This is a genomic window from Candidatus Albibeggiatoa sp. nov. BB20 (assembly GCA_016744725.1).
Classification (GTDB): Bacteria; Pseudomonadota; Gammaproteobacteria; order Beggiatoales; family Beggiatoaceae; genus Albibeggiatoa.
Map to the genome: position 1 here is coordinate 21,392 of JADGDW010000022.1, position 13,244 is coordinate 34,635.

The window sequence follows — 13,244 nt, forward strand, 5'->3', positions numbered from 1 at the left end:
TATTTTATCCTTGTTTATCAGTAACTAAAATTTTATGCGCCATGCCATGACCCAGTGCCCAACGAGTACCTTGACACCGAACAACTAAGCCTTCTCCATGCTGCACAACAGTGAGCGCAGAACCTTCAGTGATACCCATTGCCAATAAACGTTTCATAAAATTGCTGCCACCTGTAATTGCTGCAACCTGCACTTGTTTGCCTAATTGGCTTAAGCTAAGAGGGTAAATTTGTCGAGCTGTACTTGTTGTCATGATAGTCGTCCGCCATGAATGAGTTGACTAATTTGATAATGATAATAATTCTTGTTTGTTAATAGTAACGATTCTTGTTTTCGTTGTCAAACACGATTTCAATAAAGAAACTAGGTATATAAATAATTATATTTAGTGAGATAAATTAATTGTGATGTTTTGTTAATTATGAGACTGTAATGGATTGCAAGTTGCTGCTAGCCAACTCTTTATTGGAAAGGAGAATGAGGAAGTAATACAGAATATAATGCAAAAAATGGCAATAAAATTACTTTTCAGGGTCACATCAATTATGATAAGGGCTTGGAGGTTTCCTGAAGTATCAAATAAAATCAACAATCTAAAAAGGTGTTATTGCATTTATAAATGATTGCGCAGTACAGGAATGCAAAACTTGTTTTGCAAGTCGCCATTTTGAGATAAGGTAGCTCTGGGTTTTATAAGACTACCTGTTGTTGAACTATTTTCTAAAAATTGCCAGAAGTATTATGCTTAAATTGTTCAGAAACAGCTTGCAATGAATCCCTTAACATCTCGATACCCATATCAAGATTATCAATCAGTGGGATTTGATAACGTTCAGCAACGACTTCAATATTGCCTCTACGCCAGAAGTTTTGAGGAGAAACAATTAGTATTTTCTTACTTGCTGCCATTAAACCCAATTCAAGCAATGTGATTGGTGATTGACTGTTGGGGGCAAAATACATGAAAATCACGCTGACCGCATCTAAGCCATTCAATTCCCATACAACTTGCTGTTTAAATTGTGGATTATGAATACTCTGTTCCAATGAGGCATCCCAATGATCCCGCCTTGGATTCAAGATTGACACGTCTAAATCTGTTAAGCGTGTTTCAAGCACCGCCTGCCAATCTTCCGAGTTACCATTGTCAATTGTGCCTGCTAAAAAAACTGAGGGTCTTGCAGCAAAATCAACAATCTGAGGGGGTTTATATACAATCGCCATGACTTGTTACTCCTAAACTTATTTACTGAAATTTACTTTAAGAATCTTTATGGCTGTATAAAATCTGGGTAATTTGTTCAGACACCAAACCAATTAGAAAAATCAAAATCGCACTAATAAATAACAATGCTCCCATATTGGTAAAACGGCCTTGAGTAAAGAATGTGAAACCATAATAAATCAAACCTAGGCTAAAAAAGCTCATACTTAGGGGAATAAACAATTTAAGTGGTGAGTATAAAGTGCCAATTTTAAAAATAATCAATAAAAAACGTAATCCATCTCGAATCGGCCTAATATGACTTTTCCCAATTCTTGGTGGGGCAAAAATGGGCATATAACTCACCGCATAACCTGCTCGGAAAAATGCCATAGTAATAGTACTGGGATAAGAGAATTTATTAGGTAATAAGTGTAAAAATTCTTTAAATTTTGTTGCTATAACAGCTCGAAACCCAGAGGTTAAATCATCAATTTGATGTCCCACCATCCAACTGGATAATTTATTATAAAAACCATTTGCAAACCAACGGCCTATACTGGCTTGCGATTTTGAATCTCGTGCTCCAACAACCATGTCATAACCTTGCTGCATTTCCGTTAATAAACGAGCAATATCCTGTGGTTGGTGCTGACCGTCAGCGTCCATAAATAGTAAAATATCACCGCTGGCATGACGTGCCCCTGTTTTAATTGCCGCGCCATTGCCCATGCTGTAGGGGCGATTAATCACGGTTACACCTGCTTGCTCAGCGACAAGGCCAGAATCATCCGTTGAGCCATCATTGACTAAAATGATTTCGGCATCAGGTTGATTTTGTTTAATTTCTGGCAATAAAGCGCGTAAACTCTGCGCTTCGTTGCGACAAGGGATAATAATACTCAGCGTTGGCATATTTAAGGTTTAACTTGTGATTGGTTGAATAATTCAATCCGCATACGCCAATAACTCAATTGTTTTTGGTAAGCATATTGACGGAATAGATTAAAATCTTGATACGTAGTTTCCAAATATAAGCTCGCAAGCTGCATATCTTGTGCTGCAACAGCCCATTGAATCCGTGAAAGATATAATTCTGGACTGCCTGTTTTCACTAAACTCAGTGATTTTGATACTGCATCAATAGCAGCTAAATAATTACCTATTTGTGCTTTAAAACGTGCATACAAATGATAAATTGTCGGTAAATCATGTGCTTTAGTATTTTTAAGTAATACACTAAAAATCAGTTCCATTTTTTGCACAGAGAGACCTTCACATTGTCCCAATAGATCTAGCAACATCACAATACTTGATAACGCCCCTGTATTGACAGTCTGTTGTTGTAAATGAGGTAAAATTTCCTGCTCAATATCTGGCATCACAATATCATCAGGATAGTGACAAGCAAGCAATAGCAACATCATATAAGGATCGCTATCTTCAGGAAAAGTGCGTAACATTTGATGGTAATATTGTTCAGCAATTTTTGGCTGATCCAATTGTACAGCAATGTCGGCGGCTTGGGATTGTGCATAACGAGAATCAGGTTTATAAGCCGCCCAAACTCCTGCTTGCTTTACTGGATTTGACCATAGTGAAATCTGTGACCAAGTTAAGCCAACACCCGCTAATAACCACAAGATAGCAAATCCTGAAAATACATATCTATAGCGAATTGGAAGTATTTGCATCAATATCCAAAAAATATAAACTAACGCAAAAATAATTCCTATGCTAGGCAAGTAGTTGCGATGTTCAAAATATAAAACTAAACCGACAAAACTTGATTCTAAAATATGCCCTGCAAAAAACCATAAAATCCCAAGCGCAATAAATGAGTAGACTTTACGTTTCCACACTGCAAACCCAATTAAGCTTAAAATAAAAGCGATGGCTAATGCGGTTTCAGTAGGATTATATAAGCTCCGAGAAATAATATAATCATCATGAAATAAGCCATAGTCTATGGGATAAACTAACAGCATTTTTGCAATATATTCAGTTAAGATACGGGTTTCAGTTAATAAGCGTTCGATCAACGTAAAATCACGAATAGTATAGCTGGCCAGTATCACATCAGAATTAAAGCTATAAAAGAATAGGGTTAAACCCAAGGGAGTATAAAATAAGGCACGAAATAAATTTTTCCATTTTGGCTTTGCAATCCATGCCCAAATAATACTTTCAATTAAAATAACGACCGTCGTCAACAATCCTGCATAAAGTTGTAAATCATCTAACGATAGATGTCGAATTGCACCCAAAATGCCCGTTAAATATAAAAATAATATTATCACAGGCAAATAAGCAAAAATGGCTAACCACAATGGCCAATAGCGTGGTTTGATATAATGTGATAAAACTGTCCATTCTAAAACCAATACCAATAATGCGAGTAAAATACCATTTTCTTTACTAAATGCGGCTAATATAACTCCAAGTCCGATACCGGTTGAGACCAGCAAGAAACCTCGGATTGGCCTATCATAAGCAATCGCTTCACGCCCTAGCAGATAGACAATTAAGCCCAGCAGACTGAATAACGTAGCAAACTGGGTCATACGTTGGATAACATATAATACGGTGGAAACGTGTAACGGGTTGAGCAGCCAAATACTTGCCGTACATAGGGCTAAAAATAAACCGTGCTGGGTAGAAATCTTGAGCAAGCGAGTTAATAATAAAATAAAGGCAAACACCAAACAGCCATTAATTAAATGCAGTATGATATTGACGGCCTTAAATGCTTGTATATTATCGGGGTAAGCTTTGTATTGTAAGGCAAAAGAAGCTAATGAAATTGGGCGACCTAAAGCCCCTGCAAAACCTTCTGATATAAACTGCGCGGCTGTTGGCCAATAGTCTGCTTCATCTATCACGCTGAGATAAGCTAGATTCTGGTCATCATCAAAAATAAAAACCCCATTTAAACCTTGCCAATACAAGCCAGCGGTACATACGAGAACCAGAGAGAAAATAGCCAAATAATAGCGAGGGTTACTTGTAGTGGGCATGATGATATCGAATATTGAAGATGGTGCGATTATAGCGGAGTCAATATAGACAAGCAATTTCCAAATGTTGCAAAGCTATTGAAGCGAGACTTTAAAAATCAATCAGCTAACCCAATCTTGATAGCAGTAACAAAAAGGAGTGTACAATGGCACTAACTGTAACTGAGAAAGCAGCTCAACACGTACAAAAATCGATAGCAAGCCGTGGCCAAGGCATTGGTATACGCATTGCCGTCAAAACCTCTGGTTGCTCTGGTATGGCTTACACATTGGAATTTGTTGACGATGTACAAGAAGATGAGCAAGTTTTTGAATCTAACGGTATCAAATTAATTACCGATCCAAAAAGCTTATTATATCTCGATGGTACAGAGTTAGATTTTGTGCGTGAAGGTTTAAATGAAGGCTTTCAGTTCAATAACCCAAACGTCAAAGATATGTGTGGATGTGGCGAAAGTTTCACTATTTAAAAGTCACTTATAAATTACAGGACTGCCAGTCTTTTGAAGATTGTCAGTCCTAAATAATGTAGGAATGTCCAAATGTCACTCACTAGTGATTTTTTTACTTTATTCAACTTGCCTATTCAATTTGAACTCAATGTTCAATCACTCACAAAGCGTTATCAAGAACTACAGCGCACTGTCCATCCTGATAAATTTGCTGATGCACCTGAACGGGATCGTCGTTTAGCTTTGCAACAAGCTGCGCATATTAATGAAGCATTTAACACTTTAAAAATCCCTTTGTCCCGTGGTCGTTATTTATTGCAATTAAAAGGCATTGATACCCAAGAACAACAAAATACCGTGATGGATACCACATTTTTGATGCAGCAAATGGATTTACGTGAAACCTTAGCTACGGTGAAACAAATCGACGCATTGAATGATTTTCTTAACGAATTAGAGCAGCAAACTCAAACTTTGACCACACAATTAAAACAGCAGTTTATTGATGAACATTATCCTCAAGCAAGCGATACGGTCAGGAAATTACAGTTTTTCCATAAACTCAATGAAGAAGCGATGCAGTTGGAAGAAGATTTATTAGACTAAGAAAATCAAATGGCTAGGATGCATATTCCTAATCTTTAAATTCCATTTGTGAGTCATATCAATAAGCTCCGCTTCATGAATCAAGATTTTTTGCGTAACATACATTCTTTACGGGCTGTTAAGCTTCTGTTTTATCAATTCTAAAACTATCCCCCATTTTCATAAATAAGGACAATATTTTACTCAATGGATATTTACACCGCTTTGAATCAGGCTTTATTAGATGTTGGCGCAGCCATGGACGTATCAGAAACCCATGGCACTTTGTGTGGATTAATTTGCTTTTTAGATGATAGCGATAAAGTGACCCAATTTCTATCCCAGCAAGTGTTAGGTGATGAAGCCGTCAGCGATCAATTAGCTGAACAAAGTTTTGAACAATTATCAGCACTAACTGAAAAAACTGTAGCTGATTTAGATAATCCTGATTGTCTATTTCAACCGATGTTACCTGATAATGAAAAGCCTTTGTATGAGCGAGTGCAAGCAATTGGAGGCTGGAGCGAAGGTTTTTTATATGGTGTAGGCTTGGCTTTAGCCAATCAAGAAATTGCTGAAGATATCGAAGAATTGTTAAACGATTTTGCTCAAATTGCCCGCATTGCACCTGTTGAAGAAGATCAAGCCACCAATGAGGATGAAAAAGATTACTTTGAATTGGTCGAATATATTAGAATTGGCATCTTGAATTTATACGAACAAAAACGCCAAGATGGATAAAACTGAATTTGCGCAACGTCGCCAGCAATTAAAACAGATGATGGGGGAAGGTGGCATTGCCATTTTACCGACTGCGCCTGAGCGTGTACGCAACCGTGATGTACACTTTTTTTATCGCCCTGATAGTGATTTTTACTATTTAACCGGATTTGCTGAGCCAGAAGCCTTGCTCGTATTTATTCCAAATCGTGAGCAGGGTGAATATTTATTATTTTGCCGTGAAAAAGACCCCGATAAAGAATTATGGAATGGCAAGCGGGCGGGCTTAGAAGGTGCGTGTGAATTATTTGGGGCGGATGACGCATTCCCAATTACTGATATTGATGACATTATTCCTAATTTGATGGAAAGTTGTCAGCGTATTTATTATCCAATGGGTTCATATCCAGAGTTTGACCACAAAATCACAGACTGGATGAATCAATTACGTCAACAGGCGCGAAATGGCTTGGCTTTTCCTAGCGAAATGACCGCATTAGATGTGATATTGCATGAAATGCGCTTGTACAAAACCGCAGGTGAAATTGAAGCTTTACAAAAGGCGGCTGATATTGCAGTGATGGCACATGAACGAGCAATGCAAAATTGCCGTATAGGTATGACTGAATATGAATTAGAAGCTGATATTTATCACGAGTTTATCCGCAATGGCAGTCGTTCTCCTTCATATCCTGCGATTGTAGGCAGTGGTGAAAATAGTTGCATTTTGCATTACACAGAAAATGATGGCTTGTTACATGATGGTGATTTAGTATTGATCGATGCAGGTTGCGAATATGATTATTATGCATCTGATATTACAAGGACTTTTCCAGCTAATGGTCTATTTAGCGAGCCGCAGAAACAGATTTATAATATTGTATTAGATTCTCAACTGGCGGCAATTGAGCAAGCCAAACCAAACAATACTTGGGATGATGTGTATTACGCTACAATTGAGGTAATTACCCAAGGTTTGGTTGATTTAGGTTTGTTGGTCGGTGATGTAAACCAATTAATTGAGACTAAAGCCTTTCGCCAATTTTATATGCACAAAGCGGGACATTGGTTAGGCATGGATGTGCATGATGTGGGTTTGTATAAAAAAGAAGATCAGTTGATTCCATTACAAGCAGGGATGGTGTTGACGATTGAACCGGGTATTTATATTCCACAGCAAGCGAATGTTGATCCAAAATGGTGGAATATCGGAATTAGAATTGAAGATGATGTCTTGATTACGAAAACAGGCTGTCGTGTTTTGACTGAGAAATTAATTAAATCAGTGGATGATATTGAAAGATTGATGAATAGTAAAAAATAGAGCTTTTTCAATGTTGTTTTGGTAGTGGTATTAATCGTAGTGCAGGAGTACAAAACTTGTTTTGCGAGTAGCCATTTGGTATTCAATTAACACTACTTTTCACAGGACTATAGTCGTTTTACTTTAAAGTGATACAGGACTGGCAGTCCTAACACTCAAAACGAAATTAACTATAGCATTGTTTTAACTCCTCAAGCATGGAATGTTGATCTTGTTCAATAACGCGACTCTAATCGATACTCATGCCCATTTTGATAATGAACGCTTTGACTCTGATCGAAATATGGCTTATAACCGAGCCTGCGCTGCGGCGGTCAAAGTGCAAATTATCCCTGCTATCCATGCTAAGCAATGGCACAAAATGCGCGACGTTTGCCAAACCTATCTTAATTTATACCCCGCTTATGGTTTGCATCCTATTTATTTAGCACAGCATAAAACAGAACATTTAGCACAATTGGAACAATGGTTGATTCAGGAAAACGCAATTGCAGTGGGAGAGTGTGGCTTAGATTTTTATTTAAAAGAATTGGATGTGAAACAACAGATTATTTTTTTTACAGCACAACTGGAAATTGCTAAAAAATTAAATTTACCTGTTATTTTACATGCGCGGCGCGCGGTTGATGATGTGATTAAATATATCCGTCGAACTCCTGATCTTCGTGGTGTTGTACACAGTTTTGTCGGCAGTGAACAACAAGCCAGACAATTAATTGATTTGGGATTTTATCTCGGTTTTGGCGGGACTATTACTTATGAGAGAGCCAAGCGTTTACATCGTTTGATTCAAGTTTTGCCATTGGAATCCATTCTGTTAGAAACCGACGCGCCTGACCAACCATTGTCAACACATCGTGGTGAGCGCAATGAGCCTGCTTATTTGCCTGAAGTATTACACAGCATTGCGACGTTACGCCAACAGCCACCCGAATTGATTGCAGATATAACAACTCAAAATGCGCTACAGTTATTTAATATTCAGCTTTAAATTTTAAGCGATTGAAATATACTAAAAAACAAATAATTATAAAAAATATTTGCACCATTGGTGAATAAAAAAATAAGCAAGATAGCAGTACATTTCCCAAAATGATGAGCCATTATTCATAATAATTATTGATATTATCAAGATTCATGATGTTATGATGTTATTCACTGATTTACGACAGACCCTATTTGTAGTTAAAAAACCCGATTCAAAAATCGAAAATAAACTTTATTACTCTGTCAATTACCGTTAAGATATGAAGCACTTTCCCCCTATACGCCCATTGAATCAGAAGAGACACAGTTATGGCATACGATGACAATCTGGCAAGAAGAGGCCAAAACTTACGTGACACCCTAGCTATTGGTATCACGCTCACTTCTATTGTAGGGGTGATAATTTTATCTCTCATTGTCATTATGAAAGATGATGATGGCTCAAATATTACGATGGTTTTTACCGCAGTCTTACCCTTGATGGGTAGTTGGATTGGTACTGTACTGGCTTATTACTTCTCCAAAGACAACTTCGAAGCTGCAACCCGTAGCGTTTCTGAAATGGCTCGCAATGTAAGTCCTCAAGAAAAGCTTAAATCAACTGCAGTCAAAGACACAATGATTAAGCGCGATCAAATGTTTTATAAAAAAGCACCGCTTGGTGGCTTAATGCTGATTGATATTTTAGATGAGTTAACGGGTGGTGAATGGAGTCGTTTACCCGTATTAAATGACAGTGGACATATTGAATCAGTGATTCATCGTAGTGACATTGATCGTTATATGGCTGAAAGACTAAGACGTTATCCAGCGACAGATTTATCTGCTTTAACGTTACAAGATATGTTAAGTGAATATTCCGACTTAGAATCTCATTTTGGTGTGATCTCAGAAAAAAGTACATTAGCTGATGCAAAAAGCATTATGGATAAAGTACCTAACTGCAAAGATGTTTTTGTCACTGTAAATGGCAAACAAAATGAAGATGTAATTGGTTGGGTGACAAACGCTATTATTGCGGCGAATGCGCAAGTTTAATCATGATGGGTAGCGTTATGGTAACGTTACCTATTCTTGGCTCGATGATGAAAAAGGACATAATATGAAAAAACTCTTACCACTACTTTTGACAACTGCTTTAGCGTATTGTTTTACAATGCCCAGCATGGCAGAAGACGCAGTAAATACCACTGAAGAAGCCAAAGTAGAGGAAACAACTCCGCCTCAAGCAACAGAATCAGATGAACAGCTACAAGGTTTTGTGATTCGTCATCAACTCAATAATGCTCAAATCACAGAAGGAATACGGGTGAAAGCCGATCCTTTAGTGTTATTGCATACATTGAAGGCAGATGTCACTAAATACTTGCAACAAGGCAAACCGCTTAATTTAAAAACCACCGTTACCCCTATTTTTACAGAACGTTTGGATAAAGAATTAAAAGATGTGCCTTCATTGATATTGGATACGTTTATTGATGCGAAGGGGCAGGGTAAAACTAAATTTGATGTGCCTAAATATAATCATACTGTACCCGAAGATGAGAATGGTGGTGAAGTGTTGATTGACTGGAAAGGTTTAGATGGTCAGTTTGTTTATCCTGAAACATTTGAACAGGTTCAAACCGATTTGACTTTACAGGGTTTAACAATCAGTGAAGACAAAGTCTTTAGTATGGAATTGGGGCAGTTAAAATTTGTTGCCGATTTGGATAAAGATTTATTACCCATTAAAATGAATACAACTTTGCCAATGCTTATCTTTCAAGATGAAACATCGAAATTGATGTTGGCTGATTTGGCATTAGCAACAAAAATGCACAAAACAGCCTCACAAGTTGAAGTAAGCAATGGCGAGTTAAGTATTGGTAGTGCTAACTTTGGGGTTGGAGGCAAAACAAACTCGGAGCTAACATCATTTGAACTTACTTTTGGTGGTGAGGAAAAAGATGAAGCAGTGAATTTTGTATCTCAATTATCGATTAAAAATTGGAGCTTATCTAAAGACATTGCTGGTGAAGAATTGGCGTTAAGTCATCAAATGGATTTGGCTCTAAATAACTTAGATGCCCCTGCAACTGCGCAATTACAACAAACTGTGCGTGAGCTACAAAACCAATTGCATAGCGGTAAAATTTCAGAAGATATTTTAAATTTTGCAATGTTTGGTCAGTTGATGCAGCTTGCGCCAGCGTTCTTAGCTAAAAGCCCAGAATTATCGTTATCTAACATTAAGTTAGAAACGAACAAAGGTAATCTAAACGGTGCATTACAGCTCGGTGTAAATGGTCAAAAAGCCAAGTCTTTAAATAATATGATGGAATTATTGATGGCAATGACTCTGCAAGGTGATTTCAAAATGGGTAAACCACTTTTAAAATTAGCTTTGACTGCAACATTAGGTAGCGCAGGACAAGCAGATACACGGATTAAAGCCTTGCTTAAAGATAAAACGCTTGTTGAAACAGAAAATAACTACACTTTATCAGCTACAATTGTAGACAATAAACTTACCTTGAATGGTCAAGATATGGGTGCACCCATGGATTTATTCATGTTGTTGATGCCTTTAGCTATTCAGTAACCTAGCAAAATAGGATGTTGGGTTTTATACATACTCAGCATTCTATCAACTTAAGTATCAATCGGTTTTGATTTGCTTAAGGAATAAAGCCACAAAAAAACGATAATATGCCGATTTTTTGATAACAACAGAATTAAGCTCGCCCCCTAAAGCTGACAGAACAGCCATGACAAAAAGCATCCTGATTACCTATAATGATCAGCCAAAATAAGAAGGCGATAAGGCAAAGGAGTTAGATTATTTATAGCAGTTATTGCTTAATCTTTCTGAACACAATAACTTACTATTATTCCTTGACCTCCCTTAATTTTTGTCGGGTTCAGAGGTTGAGATTACAACTTGAAGGCATTGAATGTCATGTACCATCTGAAGCCTGCGTGGGTTAGTCTACCAAAGAAAGCTCAACAAAATCGAAACTTATTTGTTTAATAAATATTGGGCTTTGTATCTTATAATTAACTAGGTAAACCCCCAGCTCTGCTGGGGGACTCTCATGGGTTTGAGCTTTCATACAGTCAAAGAGACATTCTAAAGTTCATTCATGACTTGAGGAATGCCTCATGAGAGATTACAAAAGTTTGAGTCATACTAAATGGGATTGCAAGTAGTACCACGTTGTGTTTATTCCCAAGAACCGCAAAAAGACTCTTTACAAAGATATGCGTCAGTACTTGGGGAAAATATTTCATGAATTAGCTTCTCACAAGGAAGTTGAGATATTGAAAGGTCACCTGATGCAAGATCATGTACACATGTGTTTAAGTATTCCACCAAAACTTGCGGTATCAAACATTGTGGGTTACATGAAAGGTAAAAGTGCTATAGCAGTAGCTCGTATGTTTGGTAGACAACGTAACTTTACAGGTCAAAGCCTTTGGGCAAGAGGTTATTTTGTTTCTACAGTTGGTTTAGACGAATCCATAGTACGGAATTATATCCGAAAACAAGATGCTACAAATGCACATTATGAGCAACTTAGTTTAGACAAATAACCGTTTTGAGCGGTATACCCCCCTTTTAGGGGTTCACATTTATAAGCCACCAGCTTTGTTGGTGGTCATTTAACTTACATATAACACTATTGATTAATTGGCTTATTTTTAGATCATTACAAGAATCTGCATAAGCTAGTATCGCAATATCCTCAATCTCATTATCCAAATTTTTCGCTATTTGTTCCACAGCATAATTTGCTATATCTAATTTGGTAATTCAACCTCTTTGGTAGCCAACCAATATGGTCGGCCAACACATCAAGTTACATTTCTTTAATTCAATAAGTGTTTGAACAATAAGTGCCATTTATCTACCTTTTAGGGATTATCTCGTTCCCGCATGGCATGTGGGAATGCCTTCATGACGCGGTGCGTCTGGACTGCATTCCAACGAAGCTCGTTGGAACGAGACAAGAAACTGTAACATGTTTTCATGATTTAGCATTTTGGCAATATCAAATCCTGTATTCCCATTTGAATCTTTTACATTTAATAATGTTACACTTTGTTGCAAAAGTTTCTTTACTTCCTCAACCTGGTTTTTAGCAACTAAATATAGAAACTTATCAGCTAACATATTTCTACTTAATCGTTCCTGCCCCCAAATTTTCCAGGATTCTTCTGCTTCTCGTTGTATTTCTTCTTCTAATTCTGCTTCTTTTTGTTTTAGAGCATTTATTAGCTGGTTCAAAATTTTCTGTTGGCATTGGGCTAGAATGTTTTGATTTATTCTCTCAAGGCGACAATACATCAAAAACTCGTTACCATCTTCTATGAGAGTGGCCTGTGCAAGTCTAGGAGAAAGGTACAAATAAGCATTGTCTGATAATAAAGAACCTTCAAAAATCAATCTAGTGCAATCATTATAAGTCATACACTCCCTAGGTTTATTACCAAATTCCTGTTGGAGTTGTTTTCTATAGTCATCCGCAGGGAGTGTACATATGTGATTAGGTTTTGTAGAGCTTGGAAAACGATTTTCAAGTTCTGTAATTAATGTTTTATAATGAACTAAGTATTTCATCAATACGATCCCAAATTCTTTGTGCAATTCTCAGTTGTTGCTCTAGAATGGCTCTAGCCTCTGAGTTTAGATTTGGATTTCGCAAACTGTTCATAATAGACCTTATGGATTTACCAATCCCTACTCTGCTATCTTTTAGCTTATTTATATGACCATCGTCAAGAAGATCACCCGATAGATTATTATGGGTTCTCAGCATATGTTCAATTTCATTGATTTTTTTAACAGCAGCTTGTTGGGCTTTTGTAAGACAATTATGCACCAACATCCCATCATCACCAACAAAGTAATTATGGGTATTAGCAACAGTTAAGTTGTAGACCTTTTCAAACCGAACACTGGTGTCAATTGT

Annotated in this window: 14 protein-coding genes; 8 read left to right on the forward strand and 6 right to left on the reverse strand. The window is 37.2% G+C overall.

Going from position 1 to position 13,244, the window contains the following annotated elements; all coding sequences use genetic code 11:
- Positions 1-4: 4 nt before the first annotated feature.
- The 4 genes from ABXH34_RS04200 to ABXH34_RS04215 all read right to left on the reverse strand — a co-directional run bounded on the left by ABXH34_RS04200 (position 5) and on the right by ABXH34_RS04215 (position 4,221).
- Complete coding sequence (locus ABXH34_RS04200) at positions 5-253, reverse strand: FeoA family protein (protein WP_353570613.1); 249 nt, start codon at positions 251-253, stop codon at positions 5-7.
- 467 nt (positions 254-720) lie between these two features.
- Positions 721-1,224, reverse strand: a complete 504-nt coding sequence (locus ABXH34_RS04205) for a nucleoside 2-deoxyribosyltransferase domain-containing protein (protein ID WP_353570614.1) — start codon at positions 1,222-1,224, stop codon at positions 721-723.
- A gap of 37 nt (positions 1,225-1,261) precedes the next feature.
- Positions 1,262-2,119: a glycosyltransferase family 2 protein gene (locus tag ABXH34_RS04210; protein WP_353570615.1), complete on the reverse strand. Its 858-nt coding sequence runs from the start codon at positions 2,117-2,119 to the stop codon at positions 1,262-1,264.
- Positions 2,120-2,121: 2 nt separating this feature from the next.
- On the reverse strand, positions 2,122-4,221 hold the full coding sequence (locus ABXH34_RS04215) for a hypothetical protein (RefSeq protein ID WP_353570616.1): 2,100 nt from the start codon (positions 4,219-4,221) through the stop codon (positions 2,122-2,124).
- Positions 4,222-4,367: 146 nt separating this feature from the next.
- Here ABXH34_RS04215 and iscA point away from each other — a divergent pair, with 146 nt between their 5' ends.
- The 8 genes from iscA (at position 4,368) to tnpA (ending at position 11,865) form a co-directional block, all read left to right on the forward strand.
- On the forward strand, positions 4,368-4,691 hold the full coding sequence (gene iscA / locus ABXH34_RS04220; protein ID WP_353570617.1) for an iron-sulfur cluster assembly protein IscA: 324 nt from the start codon (positions 4,368-4,370) through the stop codon (positions 4,689-4,691).
- Between the two features lie 72 nt (positions 4,692-4,763).
- A complete protein-coding gene (gene hscB, locus ABXH34_RS04225; RefSeq protein ID WP_353570618.1) occupies positions 4,764-5,279 on the forward strand; it encodes a co-chaperone HscB in 516 nt (171 codons plus the stop codon).
- Between the two features lie 186 nt (positions 5,280-5,465).
- Positions 5,466-5,999 (forward strand): UPF0149 family protein, encoded by a 534-nt coding sequence (locus tag ABXH34_RS04230; RefSeq protein WP_353570619.1) that lies wholly within the window; start codon positions 5,466-5,468, stop codon positions 5,997-5,999.
- Complete coding sequence (gene pepP, locus ABXH34_RS04235; protein WP_353570620.1) at positions 5,992-7,302, forward strand: Xaa-Pro aminopeptidase; 1,311 nt, start codon at positions 5,992-5,994, stop codon at positions 7,300-7,302. The genes ABXH34_RS04230 and pepP overlap by 8 nt, the downstream gene beginning before the upstream one ends.
- A gap of 211 nt (positions 7,303-7,513) precedes the next feature.
- Positions 7,514-8,293: a TatD family hydrolase gene (locus tag ABXH34_RS04240; RefSeq protein ID WP_353570621.1), complete on the forward strand. Its 780-nt coding sequence runs from the start codon at positions 7,514-7,516 to the stop codon at positions 8,291-8,293.
- A 305-nt stretch (positions 8,294-8,598) separates the two neighbouring features.
- The gene (locus ABXH34_RS04245; protein WP_353570622.1) at positions 8,599-9,327 is read left to right on the forward strand and encodes a CBS domain-containing protein; all 729 of its coding nucleotides are present in this window, start codon (positions 8,599-8,601) and stop codon (positions 9,325-9,327) included.
- Between the two features lie 64 nt (positions 9,328-9,391).
- On the forward strand, positions 9,392-10,873 hold the full coding sequence (locus ABXH34_RS04250; protein WP_353570623.1) for a DUF945 family protein: 1,482 nt from the start codon (positions 9,392-9,394) through the stop codon (positions 10,871-10,873).
- Positions 10,874-11,490: 617 nt separating this feature from the next.
- Positions 11,491-11,865 carry an IS200/IS605 family transposase gene (gene tnpA, locus ABXH34_RS04255; protein WP_353570624.1) on the forward strand — a complete coding sequence of 125 codons (375 nt, stop codon included), beginning with the start codon at positions 11,491-11,493 and terminating at the stop codon, positions 11,863-11,865.
- 328 nt (positions 11,866-12,193) lie between these two features.
- Here the strand turns inward: tnpA and ABXH34_RS04260 are convergent, their stop codons facing one another.
- A complete protein-coding gene (locus ABXH34_RS04260) occupies positions 12,194-12,892 on the reverse strand; it encodes a hypothetical protein (RefSeq protein ID WP_353570625.1) in 699 nt (232 codons plus the stop codon).
- Positions 12,870-13,244 (reverse strand): polymorphic toxin type 28 domain-containing protein (locus ABXH34_RS04265; protein ID WP_353570626.1); only part of this gene is annotated, 375 nt, incomplete at its 5' end. The genes ABXH34_RS04265 and ABXH34_RS04260, both read right to left, overlap by 23 nt.